This is a genomic window from Vagococcus fluvialis bH819 (assembly GCF_900163795.1).
GTDB classification, from domain to species: Bacteria; Bacillota; Bacilli; order Lactobacillales; family Vagococcaceae; genus Vagococcus; species Vagococcus fluvialis_A.
Genome location: NZ_FWFD01000008.1, coordinates 126,951 through 144,172, shown reverse-complemented (window position 1 = coordinate 144,172; position 17,222 = coordinate 126,951). Strand labels below are relative to the sequence as shown.

Annotated in this window: 19 protein-coding genes; 18 read left to right on the top strand and 1 reads right to left on the bottom strand. The window is 33.2% G+C overall.

Annotated features, from left to right (window positions below; translation table 11 throughout):
• Nucleotides 1-19 precede the first annotated feature (19 nt).
• Together FM121_RS04735 and recN are read left to right on the top strand one after the other, a co-directional pair.
• The gene (locus FM121_RS04735) at nucleotides 20-466 is read left to right on the top strand and encodes an arginine repressor (RefSeq protein WP_086951010.1); all 447 of its coding nucleotides are present in this window, start codon (nucleotides 20-22) and stop codon (nucleotides 464-466) included.
• A 14-nt stretch (nucleotides 467-480) separates the two neighbouring features.
• Entirely contained in the window at nucleotides 481-2,157 is a 1,677-nt protein-coding gene (gene recN / locus FM121_RS04730) for a DNA repair protein RecN (protein ID WP_086951009.1), read from the top strand.
• A gap of 34 nt (nucleotides 2,158-2,191) precedes the next feature.
• On the opposite strand, the gene FM121_RS04725 is transcribed toward recN, so the two are convergent.
• Nucleotides 2,192-2,311, bottom strand: a complete 120-nt coding sequence (locus tag FM121_RS04725) for a DUF4044 domain-containing protein (protein ID WP_086951008.1) — start codon at nucleotides 2,309-2,311, stop codon at nucleotides 2,192-2,194.
• Nucleotides 2,312-2,620: 309 nt separating this feature from the next.
• On the opposite strand from FM121_RS04725, the gene FM121_RS04720 reads away from it, so the two are divergent.
• From FM121_RS04720 to FM121_RS04645, 16 genes are all read left to right on the top strand, one after another.
• Nucleotides 2,621-2,992 carry a DUF3397 domain-containing protein gene (locus tag FM121_RS04720; RefSeq protein ID WP_086951007.1) on the top strand — a complete coding sequence of 124 codons (372 nt, stop codon included), beginning with the start codon at nucleotides 2,621-2,623 and terminating at the stop codon, nucleotides 2,990-2,992.
• A gap of 162 nt (nucleotides 2,993-3,154) precedes the next feature.
• A complete protein-coding gene (gene mraZ, locus FM121_RS04715; RefSeq protein WP_086951006.1) occupies nucleotides 3,155-3,586 on the top strand; it encodes a division/cell wall cluster transcriptional repressor MraZ in 432 nt (143 codons plus the stop codon).
• A gap of 24 nt (nucleotides 3,587-3,610) precedes the next feature.
• The gene (gene rsmH, locus FM121_RS04710; protein ID WP_086951005.1) at nucleotides 3,611-4,576 is read left to right on the top strand and encodes a 16S rRNA (cytosine(1402)-N(4))-methyltransferase RsmH; all 966 of its coding nucleotides are present in this window, start codon (nucleotides 3,611-3,613) and stop codon (nucleotides 4,574-4,576) included.
• A 2-nt stretch (nucleotides 4,577-4,578) separates the two neighbouring features.
• A complete protein-coding gene (locus FM121_RS04705) occupies nucleotides 4,579-4,965 on the top strand; it encodes a hypothetical protein (RefSeq protein ID WP_086951004.1) in 387 nt (128 codons plus the stop codon).
• On the top strand, nucleotides 4,965-6,854 hold the full coding sequence (locus tag FM121_RS04700; RefSeq protein WP_086951003.1) for a peptidoglycan D,D-transpeptidase FtsI family protein: 1,890 nt from the start codon (nucleotides 4,965-4,967) through the stop codon (nucleotides 6,852-6,854). The genes FM121_RS04705 and FM121_RS04700 overlap by 1 nt, the downstream gene beginning before the upstream one ends.
• Nucleotides 6,855-6,870: 16 nt before the next feature.
• Nucleotides 6,871-7,839 carry a phospho-N-acetylmuramoyl-pentapeptide-transferase gene (gene mraY, locus FM121_RS04695; protein WP_086951002.1) on the top strand — a complete coding sequence of 323 codons (969 nt, stop codon included), beginning with the start codon at nucleotides 6,871-6,873 and terminating at the stop codon, nucleotides 7,837-7,839.
• A 20-nt stretch (nucleotides 7,840-7,859) separates the two neighbouring features.
• The gene (murD, locus tag FM121_RS04690) at nucleotides 7,860-9,230 is read left to right on the top strand and encodes a UDP-N-acetylmuramoyl-L-alanine--D-glutamate ligase (RefSeq protein WP_086951001.1); all 1,371 of its coding nucleotides are present in this window, start codon (nucleotides 7,860-7,862) and stop codon (nucleotides 9,228-9,230) included.
• Between the two features lies 1 nt (nucleotide 9,231).
• Nucleotides 9,232-10,326: an undecaprenyldiphospho-muramoylpentapeptide beta-N-acetylglucosaminyltransferase gene (murG, locus tag FM121_RS04685; RefSeq protein ID WP_086951000.1), complete on the top strand. Its 1,095-nt coding sequence runs from the start codon at nucleotides 9,232-9,234 to the stop codon at nucleotides 10,324-10,326.
• 13 nt (nucleotides 10,327-10,339) lie between these two features.
• Nucleotides 10,340-11,272, top strand: coding sequence for a cell division protein FtsQ/DivIB (locus FM121_RS04680; RefSeq protein WP_086950999.1), 933 nt, complete (start codon nucleotides 10,340-10,342; stop codon nucleotides 11,270-11,272).
• A 138-nt stretch (nucleotides 11,273-11,410) separates the two neighbouring features.
• Nucleotides 11,411-12,745 carry a cell division protein FtsA gene (ftsA, locus tag FM121_RS04675; protein ID WP_086950998.1) on the top strand — a complete coding sequence of 445 codons (1,335 nt, stop codon included), beginning with the start codon at nucleotides 11,411-11,413 and terminating at the stop codon, nucleotides 12,743-12,745.
• 21 nt (nucleotides 12,746-12,766) lie between these two features.
• Nucleotides 12,767-14,026: a cell division protein FtsZ gene (ftsZ, locus tag FM121_RS04670; protein WP_086950997.1), complete on the top strand. Its 1,260-nt coding sequence runs from the start codon at nucleotides 12,767-12,769 to the stop codon at nucleotides 14,024-14,026.
• 14 nt (nucleotides 14,027-14,040) lie between these two features.
• Nucleotides 14,041-14,751 carry a YggS family pyridoxal phosphate-dependent enzyme gene (locus FM121_RS04665; protein WP_256958407.1) on the top strand — a complete coding sequence of 237 codons (711 nt, stop codon included), beginning with the start codon at nucleotides 14,041-14,043 and terminating at the stop codon, nucleotides 14,749-14,751.
• On the top strand, nucleotides 14,748-15,314 hold the full coding sequence (locus tag FM121_RS04660) for a cell division protein SepF (RefSeq protein ID WP_086950996.1): 567 nt from the start codon (nucleotides 14,748-14,750) through the stop codon (nucleotides 15,312-15,314). The genes FM121_RS04665 and FM121_RS04660 overlap by 4 nt, the downstream gene beginning before the upstream one ends.
• 12 nt (nucleotides 15,315-15,326) lie before the next feature.
• A complete protein-coding gene (locus tag FM121_RS04655) occupies nucleotides 15,327-15,605 on the top strand; it encodes a YggT family protein (protein WP_086950995.1) in 279 nt (92 codons plus the stop codon).
• 28 nt (nucleotides 15,606-15,633) lie between these two features.
• Nucleotides 15,634-16,416, top strand: a complete 783-nt coding sequence (locus FM121_RS04650) for a YlmH family RNA-binding protein (RefSeq protein ID WP_086950994.1) — start codon at nucleotides 15,634-15,636, stop codon at nucleotides 16,414-16,416.
• A 20-nt stretch (nucleotides 16,417-16,436) separates the two neighbouring features.
• Entirely contained in the window at nucleotides 16,437-17,195 is a 759-nt protein-coding gene (locus tag FM121_RS04645) for a DivIVA domain-containing protein (protein ID WP_086950993.1), read from the top strand.
• Nucleotides 17,196-17,222 lie beyond the last annotated feature (27 nt).

Here is a 17,222-nt window from a genome sequence, read left to right as displayed (position 1 = left end):
TTAACTGGAGGAAGCGAAGATGAGGAAGCAAGAAAGACATAAATGGATTGAAAAAATTATTACTGAACAAAAAGTATCTAAACAAGAAGACTTAGTACGTTTATTATTAGAAAATGATATTTTAGTAACTCAAGCGACGGTTTCAAGAGATATTAAAGAAATGAAGTTAATAAAAAAAATGGGCATAGATAAAAGTTTTACATATAGTATGCCCGAAAAGGATAAATCAAGTTATGCTAAATTGGAACGAATGTTGAGGAGTTCTTTTATAGATGTTTTTCAAATGGATAAAATGATTTCCATTCTTACAAAACCGGGGAGTGGATTTGCTTTAGGAGGCGCTTTAGAATCATACTATAAAGCGGATATTTTTACAGTGATGGTCAATGATGACCGAGTGTTGATCTTTGCAAAAACAGAAAAATTAGCTATCGAATTAGAAACAAAGATACTAGAAATCATATAAGAAGGTGACGATGTATGATACAAGAATTATCTGTTCAAGATTTTGCGATTATTTCTAATTTAAATATTGAATTTAAAGAAGGGATGACTGTGTTAACAGGAGAAACTGGTGCTGGAAAATCTATTATTATTGATGCGATGGGATTAATTGTTGGCGGACGTGGATCAAGTGATTTTATTAGAGATGGTGCAGAAAAATGTCGTATTGAAGGCTCGTTTTATATTGAAAATAAAAAAGAAATAGCTGTTTATTTAGAAAATCATGGAATTGAGATGGTGGATGACCTTTTAATTGTGCAACGAGAAATTTATCGAACAGGTAGAAATAATTGTCGAATTAACGGTCAACTAGTTAATACAAAAACGTTGAGAGAAATTGGTCAATTTTTAGTCGATATCCATGGACAAAATGAGCACCAAGAATTAATGGATGCAAGTCATCATTTGAGTTTGTTAGATCATTTTGATCCAGAGCGATTAACACCGTTGTTGGAAGAATATCAGCAGCATTTTCATAAATTTAAAGAAATTGAATTAGCGGTTAAAAAATTCTATGCTAATGAAAAAGAATACGTTCAAAGAATGGATATGTTGCAGTTCCAATTTGAAGAAATTGATAGAGCAGAGCTTATTCCTGATGAAGAAGATCAACTTCTTGAAGAGCGAAAAAAATTGGTTAGCTTTCAACAAATAACAGATGCTTTGAAAAACACTTATCATGTGATTAACGGAGAAGATAGTCAAACATTAGATTTAGTAGCACAGGCGATGAATGAAATGAGTAGTATTGAACATTTGGATGCTTCGTACAAAGAAACAAGTGAATTAATACAAACAAGCTACTACTCATTACAAGAAGCATCGAATAATGTTTCTGCTTTGGTAGATGACTTAGAGCTAGATGAATCTCGTTTGTTAGAAGTTGAAGGACGGTTAGATGTCATCCGTCAGTTGAAAAGAAAATATGGCGAGACAGTTGAAAAAGTATTAGAGTATTTCGAGTTTATTAAAGAAGAATTATCGCTCTCAGAAATTGGTGATTTTGATATTGAAGTGCTAGAACAAGAAATGGAAACAGAAAAAAATCTAGTGGATTCTTTAGGAGAACAATTAAGTGGATGTAGGATGGAGACCGCCAAAGGATTAGAAGAGAATATTTTGGTGGAACTTAAGAGTTTGTTTATGGAAAATACACGATTTGAAGTGAAATTTACGCCACTAGATAAACCAAATGAATATGGTGTTGATAAAATAGAATTCTTTATCTCTACCAATCTAGGAGAAGAGTTGAAGCCTCTAGTAAAAGTTGCTTCAGGTGGAGAATTATCCCGAGTGATGTTAGCAATAAAGACTATCTTCTCGAAAAATCATGGAATGACGAGTATTGTTTTTGATGAAGTTGATACCGGTGTGAGTGGCAGAGTTGCACAAGCGATTGCTGAGAAAATCCATCAAATAGGGATGAATTCTCAAGTGTTATGCATCACTCATTTACCGCAAGTAGCTGCTATTGCAGATACGCAATATTTTATTAAAAAAGAAATAAAAAATAAGCGAACTGAGACGAGTGTCAGTGAATTGGCATCTGATGAGAGAATTGATGAAGTTGCTAGGATGTTATCAGGTAGTGAAATAACACCTTTAACATTAGAACATGCTAAAGAATTATTAGCAATTGCTCAAAAAAAATAAAGAAGCGGGTCAAATTGATCCGTTTCTTTATTTTTTAGATCATGCCTAGACTAGCTAGTGCAGTTATAACTGCCCCACCAACCATAGCGATTAACATTACCCAAATGACAACAGTTGTAATTTTTGAAAAAGTACTTTTTGGTTTTTTACTCATAATATTATATTCCGCCTTTTAGTCTTATGTTCAATGATAATAGTTTACACCGAATAGTAAGAGGAATCAAGGTAAGTATTAATTAAAAATCGTGAAATAAAAATTAATTTTAAAAAAATTGAACTGTTTCACTAGATGAACTATAATTGTTTAAAGGATTAAATTTAGAAAAAGCCTTATTCTGTAATGGTTGTTACAAAGACGACTTTATAAGTCCCATCATTGTTATTAGTTTGACATCTAAATGGCTTATAATGAATTTGTCTTAGTAGTGAAGCTTACAAAAGGATTGTGAAGGGAATTAGTCACATGCAAAAATTTACGATAGTTACTTTTTTTTGGTATATCTTTCCATTGATATTATTATTTGGAAGTTCTTTTTTAGTAAAAAAAACTTCTCTTGAGAAAAAATATGGAGTTAAATCACCTGATATTGCAACTCCTTTTTTACTAATTGGTATTCACTATTTATCAAAAAAGACCTTTGATGAAAGTTTTCTACCATATACGTTATTGATTGTTTTACTGGTTTCTATGTTGATAGCAGTTTTTCAAGCGTATCAGTATAAGGAAATTAAGTATAAAAGATATTTAAAAATGGTGTGGCGAATAATATTTTTAATTACTTTACTAATCTATTTTTTATTGATTTTAGTAAGTATTATTCTATTTTTAAAATAAAAAAACTAAGACAAGGACGAGTATATTTACTGGTATTGTCTTTTTTGTTTTCACTTTTATTACAATCTATACCAAATCTTAATTTTTTTGCTAAGAATGTGGTAGAAAGTGGGGGAATGTGGTAGACTAGTTCTATTGAGTGGCGAGTCGAGGTGACCTTTTATGTTTATGGGTGAATATCAACATAATATTGACTTAAAAGGACGTTTAATTGTTCCATCAAAATTACGAGAAGGCTTAGGTGAAAAGTTTATCGTAACAAGAGGGATGGATGGATGTTTATTTGGTTATCCGATGGACGAATGGGCAGTTTTAGAAGATAAAATGAAAGAAATGCCACTATCTAAAAAAGAAGCAAGAACTTTTGTTCGATTCTTTTACTCAGCTGCTACTGAATGTGAAATTGATAAACAAGGAAGAATTAATCTTCCGTTAAACTTAAGAAAATATGCGAAATTAGAAAAACCATGTGTTGTAATTGGTGTTTCAAATCGAATTGAGATTTGGAGCGAGGAACGTTGGGAAGATTTCTCTCTAGATGCTGAAGAGAATTTTGATGACATTGCTGAAACAATGATTGATTTTGGTTTTTAAACTAAAGCTTGGAGAAAGATATTTATGTCAGAAAATTTTGAACATGTCACGGTTTTATTAAAAGAAACAGTAGATGGACTTAATGTTAAGCCTAATGGAATCTATGTAGATTGTACTTTAGGTGGAGCCGGTCATAGCCAGTACCTTCTCTCACAACTATCTGAAAAGGGTCATCTATATGCGTTTGATCAAGATGAAACAGCTATCCAACATGCGAGTAACAAACTAAAAAATGAGTTAGAACAAAATAAGGTAACGTTTATTCAAGCGAATTTTAGATATTTAAAAGCAGAGTTAGCTAAACATGGTGTTGATGAAATTGATGGTATTTTATATGATTTAGGCGTTTCTTCTCCTCAGCTAGATGAAGGAGAAAGAGGTTTTAGCTATCATCAAGATGCTCCTTTAGATATGAGAATGGATCAAACGGCACCGATAAGTGCTTTTGATGTTGTAAATGAATATAGTTATGAACAATTAGTAAAGATATTTTTTAGATACGGGGAAGAAAAATTTTCTAAACAAATTGCAAGATTGATTGAGAAGAAAAGAATTGAAAAACCAATCGAAACAACTGGAGAGCTAGTAGAATTGATTAAAGAGGCGATACCAGCACCAGCTAGAAGAAAAGGTGGACATCCTGCTAAACGTATTTTTCAAGCAATTCGTATTGAAGTTAATAGTGAATTAGAAGTTATTGGTGAATCGTTGGAGCAAGCCATAGAATTGTTGAATCACGAAGGTCGTATTAGTGTGATTACATTTCATTCCTTGGAAGATAAAATTGTAAAGAATATTTATAAAGAATATAGTAGACCAAAAGATTTACCACCTGGTTTACCGATGGTACCTGTAGAATACCAACCAACATTGAAATTTATTAATCGAAAACCAATTGTTGCCTCTGATGAAGAGTTGGAAGCTAACAATCGTTCAAGAAGCGCTAAACTTAGAGTGGCTGAAAAAATAACTCCTGAAAGGATGGGTTAGGTGTGTCTCTTCCAGAAAAACAAGAACCAATGATATATGATTATGCACAAACCTTACCTCCAGAAAAGGAGAAAAGGTTACAAGAAAACATTCCATATCTAGTACCTAAAAGCAAGCTGAGAAAAGTAAGTAAGCTTGAAAAAATTGTCTTTTCTACAGTTGTTGTTACTTTTTTATTTTTATCTATTGCTACAATAAAGATGACGACAGCTATTAATAGAGAAGAAGAAGCAATAACTAGCGTACAACAAACGATGAATGAATCAAAAAGTGCAATTGATAAATTAGAGCAAGAAAAAAATGAATTACTTAGAGCTGATCGCGTTAAAGGTATCGCGGATAAGGCGGAAATTAAAGTAAGAGATGAAAACATAAGGACAATAAAATAATGAAAGAATTTAGGCGGAAGTTCAAAAAAAAAATAGCGGCAAAAAATTTAACACCATCGGGTAATAGAAAAAAAGTAGGTATTATTCTTTTTGGAACCACTATTGCCATTTTCCTTCTTTTTGCAGTGCGATTTGTTTATATTATCGGAGTAGGTAAAGTAGGATCTGAAAGTTTAGATAAGAAGAGACAGGATCTGTATCAAGGAAGTAGCATCATCAAGGCAAAGCGTGGGACCATTTATGATAGAAATGGACAACCAATTGCTGAAGATGCTACTTCCTATTCGTTATATGCTGAGTTAGGTAAAGATTACATTGGTTTAAATAGTGTAGAACTTTTTGTGCATGATAAGGATAAAAGCAAAATTGCTGATATATTTAATCAATACGCCGGCATTGATAAAAGCTTAACGATGGAACAATTGAGTAAAAAAGTGAAAAAAAATGCTGACGGAAAATATTATGGAAGTACAGAATTTGGTTCTAAGGGTAAAAATTTATCTTTAGAAGTGAAAAAAAATATTGAGAAGGCATTAGAAAAAGAAAAAATAACAGGTGTCTATTTTACGGAACATCCAGATAGAATGTATCCGAATGGTAAATATGCTTCTTATATAATTGGGTATGCCCAACCTGAAAATGCTGATGAAGAAGATTCTAAATTAACTGGTAAAAATGGCATGGGTATTGAAAAAGCTTATGACGATATTCTTAAAGGAAAAGATGGTTTTAAGTATTATCAAAAGGATAGTAAGGGCAACGAATTGCCTGGTTCTGTTATTGTTGATAAAGAATCAGTTGATGGAAAAGATATTTACACAACCTTAGATAGTAATCTTCAGCTTCGTTTAGAAGAAGTGATGGATGACGTATTAGAAAAAGCAACTCCAGAGGATATAACAGCGATGTTGATGGATGCTAAAACAGGACAGATATTGGCAGCTTCACAACGCCCAACATTTGATCCGCAAACAAAGGAAGGTTTATATGAAGAAAAAGATAAACCTAAACCAGTTTGGCAAAATTTATTAGTCCAGACTCCTTTTGAACCTGGATCGACAATGAAAGTATTTACAATGGCGGCGGCTATTGATTCTGGTAATTACAATGAAAACGAAACATTCCAATCGGGAAAAATTCAAGTTTATGATACAACGATTAATGATTGGAAACCAGAAGGAAAAGGAACGCTGACTTACAGACAAGCCTTATCATGGTCAAGTAATGTAGGGATGGTTCTACTTGAACAAAAAATGGGAACAACATGGCAAGATTATTTACAAAAATTTGGCTTTGCTAAATCAACAAAATCTGGCTTACCTTTTGAAGAACCAGGAAATATTAGAGATAAAAACCCAGTAGATACAGCAATGTCTTCTTTTGGACAAGCAATTGGTGTGACTAATTTTCAAATGATGCAAGGATTTACAGCGATTTCTAATAAAGGGACTATGATGAAACCTCAATACATTCAAAAAATCACTTCAGAGGACGGTAAAGATGAAAAAGTTTACGGTCCAGAAAAAATCGGGCAGCCGATTAAACCTGAAACGGCTGATAAAGTCTTAGATTTCATGAAAGATACTGTTAATGACCCAATTTATGGAACAGGGTATGATATTTATGGGATTGATGGAGTGGATGTGTCTGCTAAAACAGGAACAGCACAAATATTTGAAAATGGAAAACTTTTAACAGGAGAATATGATTATCTTTACTCTGTTGTCCAAATAGCACCAACGGAAAATCCACAGTATATCATGTACGTCACGATGAAGCGGCCGACGATTACTGGTGAACATGGAAGTCCGCAAAAATTAGTTTCAGACATTTCTAATAGTATGTTAAAACATGCTTTTAAAGTCGATACGGTTAATACAGATAATTAAAATTTAGGAGAGAATTATGATGCTTACAGAATTATTAATCCCATTATCTTTAGGGTTTGCATTTGTTTTAATGACAATACCTCAATTTATTGCCTTTTTTAAAATGAAAAAAATGGGTCAGGCAGTTAGAGAAGAAGGTCCTCAGGCACATTTAGCTAAAACAGGAACACCAACAATGGGTGGGTTAATTTTCTTGATTAGTATTGTACTTACTTCAATAATTACTGGTTTTTGGCAACAAGAACTAACAACTTCTTTTTGGAGTGTATTGTTTATTTTAGTATTATATGGTTTGCTAGGTTTTTTAGATGATTTTATTAAAGTATTTAAAAAACGTAATTTAGGCTTGAATTCAAAACAAAAATTACTTGGACAAATCATTGGTGGTATTATCTTGTACCTAATGATGAAATCAGAAGGAATTAGTACGTTATTAAATATTCCTCTAATAGGAAATGTTGATATGGGGGTTATATTCGGTGCATTTGTTGTTTTTTGGCTAGTTGGTTTTTCGAATGCAGTGAATTTAACAGATGGTATCGATGGGTTGGTTTCAGGGCTTGCTTCTATCTCATTTGGAACATACGCCTTTATCGCTTGGCAACAGGAACAGTATGATATTTTAATAATTTGTATTGCCTCCATTGGAGCTTTATTAGGATTCTTTGTCTATAATAAGAAACCAGCCAAAATTTTTATGGGAGATGTGGGCTCACTTGCATTGGGAGGGATGTTAGCTGCGATTTCGATCTTGCTGCATCAAGAATGGACATTATTATTAATTGGTTTAATTTATGTAGTTGAAACATTAAGTGTTATCTTGCAAGTAGGGTCATTTAAGTTGACAGGTAAAAGAATATTCAAAATGTCACCAATTCATCATCATTTTGAATTAAGTGGCTGGAGTGAATGGAAAATTGACATTGTTTTTTGGATAGTAGGATTAGTTATGTCGGGTATTACGCTAGCAATTTTATATTTATAATATAAGGAGAATCGATTGGCATGAAAAAAGCAGTAGAATACGCAAATGAAAAAATTTTAGTATTAGGATTAGCCAAAAGTGGTGTTGCAGCTGCTAAGTTATTACATCAATTAGGCGCATTTGTCACAGTGAATGATGCAAAAAAAATAGATGAAAATCCAGAAGCTCAAGAATTGCTTGCGTTAGGGATGACTGTTATAACAGGTAGCCATCCAATCGATTTACTTGATGAGGGTTTTTCATTAATTGTAAAAAATCCAGGGATTCCTTATACGAATCCTATTCTCGAAAAAGCAATAGAAAAAAAGATTCCGATAATAACAGAAGTTGAGGTAGCTTATGCTGTTTCTGAAGCTGAATTTATTGGAATCACTGGGACAAACGGAAAAACAACAACAACAACGATGATTTATCAGCTATTAAATAGTGATCGTCAGCAAGGTGTTGCTAAGTTAGCTGGAAATATTGGATACCCAACAAGTGACGTTGTTGTAAAATCTAAAAAAGAAGATGTGCTAGTTACGGAGCTATCTAGCTTTCAATTGATGGGAATTGAAAAATTCAAACCATCAATTGCAATAGTGACTAATTTATTTGAAGCTCATATTGATTATCATGGTAACAGACAGAATTATGTTCAGGCAAAATGGGAAATTCAAAAAAATATGACATCAGCCGAATATTTAATTTTAAATGGCAATCAGAAAGAGTTAAGAGAATTAGCTGAGAAAACAAAAGCAACTGTCATGTATTTTTCAACAAGCACTATTGAAGAAGAGGGTGCCTATGTTTTAGATGATAGTCTATTTTATAAGGATGAAAAAATAATGTTAGCATCAGAAGTTGGCGTGCCAGGAGATCATAATATTGAAAATGCATTGGCTGCAATTATAGTGGCTAAGCTATCTGGTGTTTCTAACGAAAAAATTAAACAGACGTTGATGAATTTTTCTGGTGTTCCTCATAGAACAGAATTCATTGGTGAATATAAAGGTGTAAAAATTTACAATGATTCTAAAGCAACTAACATTTTAGCAACAGAAAAAGCTTTGAGTGGCTTTGATAATGAAAAATTAATTTTAATTGTTGGTGGTTTAGACAGAGGAAATGAATTTGATGAGTTAGAAGGGGCCTTAAGAGGAGTGAAAGCCTTAATTGCTACAGGCGAGACAGCTGATAAGTTGATAAATATTGGGAAAAAAGTAGGGATTACTAACTGTTTAAAAGTATCCGATATGGTTGAAGCTGTAAAAAATGCGTGGAATTTCAGTGAAGCTGGCGATGCAATTTTATTATCCCCTGCTTGTGCAAGCTGGGATCAATACCAAAACTTTGAAATTCGTGGCAATGCGTTTGTCAAAGAAATAAAACAAATAGTAAGTAGGGAATAATATGAAAGTACTAGTATCTGGCGGAGGTACGGGTGGTCACATATATCCAGCCGTTTCTCTTGTTAAATATATAAAAAAGAAACATCCTGACGCTGAATTTTTATTTGTGGGAACTAAAAAAGGTCTAGAAAGTAAAATAGTTCCAGATCAAGGAATTCCGTTTGAGACAATTGAAATTCAAGGATTTAAACGTTCCTTATCTTTAAGTAATTTTAAAACAGTCTATTTATTTTTAAGCAGTATTAAGAAAGCTAAACAAATTATAAAAAAATTCCAACCAGATATTGTGATTGGAACAGGAGGGTATGTGTGCGGTTCAGTTGTATATGCAGCACACAAATTAAACATTCCAACAATTATTCATGAACAAAATAGTGTGGCAGGTGTCACTAATAAATTTTTAGCAAGATATGTTGATAAGATTGGTATTTGTTTTTCAGATGTAACAAAAGATTTCCCAACTGATAAAGTTGTGATGGTTGGTAATCCACGTGCTCAAGAAGTTGCCAATATTAAACAATCTGATGTGTTGACTCAGTATGGGTTACAAACAAATGTTTCAACAGTTTTAATTTTTGGTGGTAGCCGTGGTGCACTAGCAATTAACAAGGCGTTATTAGATAGTTTATCTTTATTAACAGAGAAACCCTATCAAATATTGTATGCTTCAGGAGAAATATATTTTAGTGATGTTGAACAAAAATGGAAGACAATCACAGGGAATAAAGACAACATTAAAGTAGTTCCTTACATAAAAAATATGGAAAATGTTTTAGCAAATGTAGATGTTGTTGTGGGTCGTGCAGGTGCAACCTCTTTAGCTGAAATTACTTCTTTAGGCTTGCCTTCTATTTTAATTCCAAGTCCTAATGTTACAAACGACCATCAAACAAAAAATGCTCAAAGCTTAGTAGATAAGCATGCTGCGTTGATGATTAGAAATGATGAATTAACTAAAGAGACACTGGTCTCTAAAATTGATGAATTGATGCTTAATCAGAACAAAAGAAGCGAAATGGCAGAAGCGTCTAAAAAAGAAGGCATTCAAGATGCGACTGATCGTTTGTACCGTTTAATTATTGAGTTAATCTCATAAGAGGAGGCAGAAAATGACTGACAATGAAAATAAAGAAATAAATGAAAAAAAACAGTTAATGCTACCGCCTCAAGAGAATACCGATGATTTTTCGGAAGAAGTCAAAAGTGATAAAAATTATAGTAGTGATGAAATTGAGACAGAAGAAAGTAAAAAAGAGTTTGGCTTGAATTTTAGTAAATTGAGATACAGTCAAACACCAAAAGAAAAAGAGTTACTTAAGCGTCTATCTTTAATATTAAGTGTGCTTGTGATTTCGATTTTTATTACATTGTATTTTATTTCTCCATTAAGTAAGGTAGGTAAAATTATTGTTTCTGGTATTGAAAATAGCGACGCTAACAAAGTGGTTACTTCATCAGAAATTAGAGTAGGCAAAAGCCTGTGGGAACAGTATTTTAATAAAAATGAAATGGCTCAAAAAATTAAAAAAAATGACCAAAGAATTGAAACGGCTAAAATTAGTCTAGTGAATTTAAATCAAATTAAAGTAACCATCAAGGAATATCCTACTATTGGTTATGTTAAAATAAGCGGAAAAGATTATGAGGTTTTAGCCAGTGGTCTTATTTTAAAAGAACCAGTTAAAGAAATTAATAAAAATTTACCTTTATTACAAAATTTTGAAGAAGGTGAGAATTTAACTGAATTCCTAGATGCGTATAATAAATTTGATGCAGGCCTTAAAGCAAATATTGAGAGTATCGAGTCATTGGCAACGAAAACTAATCCATTTAGAATTAAGTTTAAAATGAAAGATGGTAATGAAGTGATTGGTCTTTCAACGACCATTGCCGATAAAATGGCTTTTTATGACAAGATAACTGCAGAGATGAAAGAAAAAGGCGTAATTGATATGGAAGCAGGACTATCAGGTGTTTTTTCATATCCGCACCAAACATCTGAATCAACTGAGGAAAGTAGTTCAATTGAAGTTGTAGAGTGATTCAATATTTTTAAGAAAAAAATAATAACAATTATAGTATTCTTCTTTATTTAATACCCTATTTTATGATAGAATGGTGTGAGGTATTATGCAATAATAGAGGAAGACTCTGTTAGAAAATAGGAGGGAACACCTTTCATGGCAAAAACAGGAATACATGTGAGTCTTGATATTGGAACAACATCAGTGAAAGTCGTAGTAGCTGAGTACATAGAAAATCAAATTAACATTATTGGCGTTGGAAATGCAAAATCAAAAGGATTGGATCGAGGCATTGTTATCGATATTGATAAAGCCGTTCAATCTATTCAAAGAGCAGTTAAACAAGCAGAAGAAAAATCAGGTGTCCAAATTAGAAGTGTTAGCGTGGGGATTCCTGCTAACTTACTTCAAGTTGAAAAATGTGAGGGCATGATTGCTGTTAACACAGAATCAAAAGAAATCACTTCAGCAGATGTTAAAAATGTTGCATCAGCAGCTGTGGTAAGATCTACTCCACCAGAACGTCAAGTCATTACTTTAATTCCACAAGAATTTAAAGTCGATGGATTTGAAGGTATTAAAGATCCAAGAGGAATGATTGGTGTCCGCTTAGACATGAAGGGTTTATTATTTACAGGCCCTAAAACAATTGTTCACAACATTCGTAAATGTGTTGAAAAAGCAGGTTTAGGTGTTGAAGAAATGGTGATTACACCATTAGCATTAGCTGAGTCGATCCTTTCAGATGGCGAAAAAGATTTTGGAACAACAATTATTGACATGGGTGGCGGACAAACCACAACTTCTGTTATGTACGAAAGAGAATTGAAGTTCTCTCACGTAGAACAAGAGGGTGGCGAGTTTGTTACTAAAGATATCTCTGTTGTTTTAAATACATCGTTAACAAACGCAGAGACTTTAAAAATTAATTATGGTTATGCTTATCCTGAAAGAACATCATCTAATGAAGAATTTCCAGTTGATGTTATTGGAAAAAATGAACCCGTAAGAATCGATGAAAGATATTTATCTGAAATCATTGAAGCTCGGGCAGAACAAATCTTTACAAAATCTAAAGCAGTTTTAGATAGTATTGATGCGTTAAATTTACCAGGTGGTGTTATTTTAACTGGTGGAGCAGCGAGTTTACCAGGTGTGGTAGAACTTGCAGCTGACATTTTTGAAACAAACGTAAAATTATATGTTCCAAACCATATGGGATTACGTAACCCAGTGTTCGCTAATGGTATCGCAATTGTTGAATATGTTGCTCAACTGGATGAAGTTTATCACGTTACAAAATTAGCAATTTATGACAACAAGAAAAAAGTAGTAACACATAATAGAGAAGTTCCAATGGAGCAACCTAAAAAAGTTGAGACACAGCCAGTACAACCAAAAGAAACAGTAACAGAAGTTGAAGTAGAACCAACTGAAAAAGAAGGAATCGGTAACAAGTTTAAAGGTTTCTTGTCTAACATATTCGATTAATATCCTAGGAGGAAACAAACAATGGAATTTTCTTTAGATAGCACAGTAAACACTGGCGCAGTTATCAAAGTTATCGGTGTCGGTGGCGCTGGTGGTAATGCCGTAAATCGCATGATTGATGAGGGTGTTAAGGGAGTAGAATTTATCGTAGCTAATACGGACGTTCAAGCTTTACAACATTCAAAAGCTGAAACAGTGATTCAATTAGGACCAAAATTTACAAAAGGATTAGGTGCAGGCTCTTTACCAGACGTTGGTGAAAAAGCAGCTAGTGAAAGCGAAGAGCAAATTGCCGCTTCACTTCAAGGTGCAGACTTAGTATTTATCACTTCTGGAATGGGTGGTGGTACTGGTACTGGTGCCGCTCCTGTTGTTGCAGGAATTGCTAAAGCGCAAGGTGCCTTAACAGTTGGAGTAGTAACAAGACCATTTAGTTTTGAAGGACCAAAACGCAGCAGATTTGCAGCAGAAGGTATTTCAGAATTAAAAGAAAATGTTGATACATTAGTTATTATTTCTAATAATCGTTTATTAGAAATCGTTGATAAGAAAACACCAATGTTGGAAGCTTTCAGAGAAGCTGATAACGTATTACGCCAAGGTGTTCAAGGTATCTCAGATTTAATTACATCTCCAGGTTATGTCAACTTAGACTTTGCTGATGTGAAGACAGTCATGGAAGACCAAGGAACTGCCCTTATGGGTATTGGTGTGGCTAACGGTGAAGACCGTGTTATCGAAGCAACTAGAAAAGCAATCGCATCTCCATTATTAGAAACTTCTATTGAAGGTGCTGAGCAAGTCTTATTAAATATCACTGGTGGATTAGACATGACATTATTTGAAGCACAAGATGCTTCTGAAATTGTGGCAAGCGCTACTGGTGGCGATGTAAATATTATTTTAGGTACATCAGTTAATGATCAACTAGGTGATGAAATCATTGTAACAGTTATTGCAACTGGAATTGATCCAGGAAAAAGAGAACGTCCAATGGCTCCAAGAGGCAATGTGACAACTCAAGGAATGGTTCAACGTCAAGTAAGACCAGCGCAAGAAGCTAAACAAGTTGAAGCTGAAGCAACTAATACAAATAATGGAGCATTTGGTGATTGGGACATCCGTCGTGAAACACCAACACGCAATGTGCCTGATGAAACACAATTCGAATCAATCGAAAAGAGAGATTTTGATACATTTAGTAATACTGAATCAGATCATTCTTCAGATGATGATGATGATGAGTTGAGTACACCACCATTCTTTAGAAGAAAAAAATAAGAGGTGAGTAGGTAGTGCTTGAACAAACAATAAAAACAAATATTCAAAGTATTGAAACAAACATTCAAAAAAACTGCGAGTTAAGTCACAGAAATCCACATTCTGTGAACTTAATTTGTGTCAGTAAATCTGTAGATAATGAAACAACGAAACAAGTTGCTGATACAGGTATTGTTCACTTTGCAGAAAATAGAATGGAAAAACTAATAGAAAAGAAAGCTTTTCTTTCTGACCAAAAGCAAATTAAATGGCATTTTATAGGTAATTTACAGCGCCGAAAGGTAAAAAATATTATTAATGATATTGATTATTTTCATGCGTTAGATAATTTTAAACTTGCTGAGGAAATAAATAAGCGAGCTCTAAATCCTATCAAGTGTTTTGTTCAAGTAAATGTTTCAGAGGAAACTTCGAAACAAGGGCTGACAATATCTGAAGTGGAAGAGTTTATACAATCACTTTCGGAATTTAAAAATGTTGTCGTTATAGGTTTAATGACAATGGCACCTTTTGAAGCAAAAAGAGAAGAATTACAGTCTATTTTTTCTACTTTGAATAAGTTAAAGGTGACGATTGAAGAGAAGGACTTAAGTTACGCTCCTTGTACTGAATTAAGTATGGGGATGAGTCGTGATTATGAAGTAGCTATTCAAGAAGGTGCCACGTTTGTTCGAGTGGGCTCAAAATTTTTTAATGAAGAAGGAAACGAGGTGGCAGAAAGATGAATTTATTTAAATCAAAAAATTGGTCCAATTTTTTTGGACTGGATGATTCACAGGAAGAAGATATTAATTTAGACGCTCCCATGGTAGATGAAGAAAGTTTTGAAAAAGAAGAGACACAATATTCTAATGAACCATCTTACGCTTATCAAGCGTCTGAAGAAAAAAATGCAACTTCTTTAGGTCAAACTTCTTCAACCAATCTTACCAATAAAAAAGTTGTTGATATGAACGCTTACCAAAATGTAAACGATAAAAATCAGCGACGTCAAACTGAAAACAAACGTGTACATCGTAAAATTACTGTATTCGAGCCTAGAGCTTATTCAGATTGTAAATCAATTGCTCAAGCATTGTTTAGAAAAGAAATTGTTATTATAACTTTTTCAGCAATGGAAGAATTTCAAGCACGAAGAGTGGTTGATTTTGTAACTGGTGCTATTTATGCTGTTGATGGAGACATCCAAAGAATAGGCGAAGAAATATTTATTTGTTCACCGGCAAATGTAGATGTTGATTCTTCAGTAGCACAAAGTTTAATTTCAACACACTTATCTAATTATTAAGGGTGTACAGTTATGTTAATTATAAATCTTTTAATGATATTTCTTAAAGCAGTAGAAATTTATTCATTTGTACTTATAGCATATGCATTATTGTCTTGGTTTCCAGGAGCATATGAATCAAAAATAGGACAATTTATTATAAAAATTAGTAGACCATATTTAAGTTTGTTTGACCGATTGCCTTTATCGTTTGGTCCGATAGATTTTACAATTATTGTAGCAGTAATTGCTTTACAACTTGTAAGTAATGGGCTAGCTAAACTTGTAACCCAATTGGTTTTTGGGTACTAAATTTTAAAAGAGAAAGGATGTGAGTTTTTTGCTAGCTAATGTGTACCAGCATTTTCGCAAGGACGAACATCCTTTTATTGATAATGTGATTAGTTGGTTTGAACAAGTAGAAAATCAATACGCACCTTACGTAACAGATTTTTTAAATCCTAGAGAGGCTTTCATTTTAAGTAGCCTTATTGGCAAAAAAAATGATATCAAATTTTCTCTATTTGGGGGATTTGAAAATTCTGAGCGTCAATGTGCTGTGATTTATCCCAGTTACTACGAACCGCAGCAAGAAGATTATGATATTGCTATTTATGAAATTAAGTACCCTACGAAGTTTGGTTCCTTAAGTCATGGAAAAATATTAGGCACTTTGATGAGTACTGGTATAAAGCGTGAGTTTATTGGTGATATTATTACAGATCGCTCAAGATGGCAAGTATTTATTAAAGATACAATGGCAAACTATATTGTTAATCAAGTAGATAAGATAGGTTCCTTTGGTGTTCGTTTTGAAAAAATTACTTATACGGACCTTATTGTTCCGACAAATGAGTGGATTGAAGAAGGATTAACGGTCAGTTCCTTAAGAATTGATAATATTATTTCCACAGTATATAATATATCTAGGCAAAGAGCTAAACAGATAGTAGAATCAAAGAGAGTCAAAGTTAATTGGGTAGAAACAGAACGAGTTGATTATGTTGTTGATTATCTAGATATTATATCAGTTAGAAAATTAGGCCGTATCCAAATACTCGAAGAGCAAGGAAAAACAAAAAAAGATAAAGTTCGCTTGGGCATTCGTGTCTTGAGAAAGTAACTTATTTATGAGGTGAAGAAATGTCAATAAAACCAATCGATATTACAAGTAAAAGTTTTGGATCAAAATTTAAAGGATATGACAAAGATCAAGTAGATGATTTCTTAGATCAAATCGCACTAGATGTGGAAAAATTAGTTTCTGAAAATAGAGAAGTTGAAAAGCAAGCCAAACAAGCTGAAGAAAAATTGAGTTACTTCAATGAATTAAAAGACTCATTGAATCAATCAATCATCGTCGCACAAGATACAGCTGATAAATTAAAAGAAAATGCAACAAAAGAAAGTGACTTAGCCATTCAACAGGCTCAAGCACAATCAGAAGATATTTTAGCTCATGCCAATAAAATGAGTGAAGAATTAATCACTGGTTCAACTAACAAAGCGAATCAAATTTTACTTGAAGCAAGTGAACGTGCTCGCCAATTAGCTGTAGAAACAGATGATTTAAAGAAAAAAACACGTGTTTTCCACAGAAATTTATCTGTGTTATTAGAATCTCAACTACAAATTGTGAAAAGTGAAGAGTGGGATGAATTGTTAAAACCATTCGGTGCGTATGTTGATAGTAGCCATACAGCATTTAAAGAAGTACTTGATGCGGTTGAATCTGCTAACAGTAGTGATCCAACATCAGTAGCTATTGAAGTCAAGCCAGAATTTAAAGAAACTGAGATTGTTTTACCAGAAGAAAAACCAGAAAAGAAATCTGAAAAAATAAAAGAAGAGACTAAAAAAGGTGGCCGTCCAGAACGTGCAAGCCGTAGTCGTGTAAAATAATAAATGAAACAGAAAAGTCTGTATTAT

What these genes read in the sequence shown, in the direction of transcription:
- FM121_RS04735 (WP_086951010.1), top strand. Translation starts at nt 20, where the DNA reads ATGAGGAAGCAAGAAAGACATAAATGGATTGAAAAAATTATTACTGAA.
- recN (WP_086951009.1), top strand. Translation starts at nt 481, where the DNA reads ATGATACAAGAATTATCTGTTCAAGATTTTGCGATTATTTCTAATTTA.
- FM121_RS04725 (WP_086951008.1), bottom strand. Translation starts at nt 2,311, where the DNA reads ATGAGTAAAAAACCAAAAAGTACTTTTTCAAAAATTACAACTGTTGTC.
- FM121_RS04720 (WP_086951007.1), top strand. Translation starts at nt 2,621, where the DNA reads ATGCAAAAATTTACGATAGTTACTTTTTTTTGGTATATCTTTCCATTG.
- mraZ (WP_086951006.1), top strand. Translation starts at nt 3,155, where the DNA reads ATGTTTATGGGTGAATATCAACATAATATTGACTTAAAAGGACGTTTA.
- rsmH (WP_086951005.1), top strand. Translation starts at nt 3,611, where the DNA reads ATGTCAGAAAATTTTGAACATGTCACGGTTTTATTAAAAGAAACAGTA.
- FM121_RS04700 (WP_086951003.1), top strand. Translation starts at nt 4,965, where the DNA reads ATGAAAGAATTTAGGCGGAAGTTCAAAAAAAAAATAGCGGCAAAAAAT.
- mraY (WP_086951002.1), top strand. Translation starts at nt 6,871, where the DNA reads ATGATGCTTACAGAATTATTAATCCCATTATCTTTAGGGTTTGCATTT.
- murD (WP_086951001.1), top strand. Translation starts at nt 7,860, where the DNA reads ATGAAAAAAGCAGTAGAATACGCAAATGAAAAAATTTTAGTATTAGGA.
- murG (WP_086951000.1), top strand. Translation starts at nt 9,232, where the DNA reads ATGAAAGTACTAGTATCTGGCGGAGGTACGGGTGGTCACATATATCCA.
- FM121_RS04680 (WP_086950999.1), top strand. Translation starts at nt 10,340, where the DNA reads ATGACTGACAATGAAAATAAAGAAATAAATGAAAAAAAACAGTTAATG.
- ftsA (WP_086950998.1), top strand. Translation starts at nt 11,411, where the DNA reads ATGGCAAAAACAGGAATACATGTGAGTCTTGATATTGGAACAACATCA.
- ftsZ (WP_086950997.1), top strand. Translation starts at nt 12,767, where the DNA reads ATGGAATTTTCTTTAGATAGCACAGTAAACACTGGCGCAGTTATCAAA.
- FM121_RS04660 (WP_086950996.1), top strand. Translation starts at nt 14,748, where the DNA reads ATGAATTTATTTAAATCAAAAAATTGGTCCAATTTTTTTGGACTGGAT.
- FM121_RS04655 (WP_086950995.1), top strand. Translation starts at nt 15,327, where the DNA reads ATGTTAATTATAAATCTTTTAATGATATTTCTTAAAGCAGTAGAAATT.
- FM121_RS04645 (WP_086950993.1), top strand. Translation starts at nt 16,437, where the DNA reads ATGTCAATAAAACCAATCGATATTACAAGTAAAAGTTTTGGATCAAAA.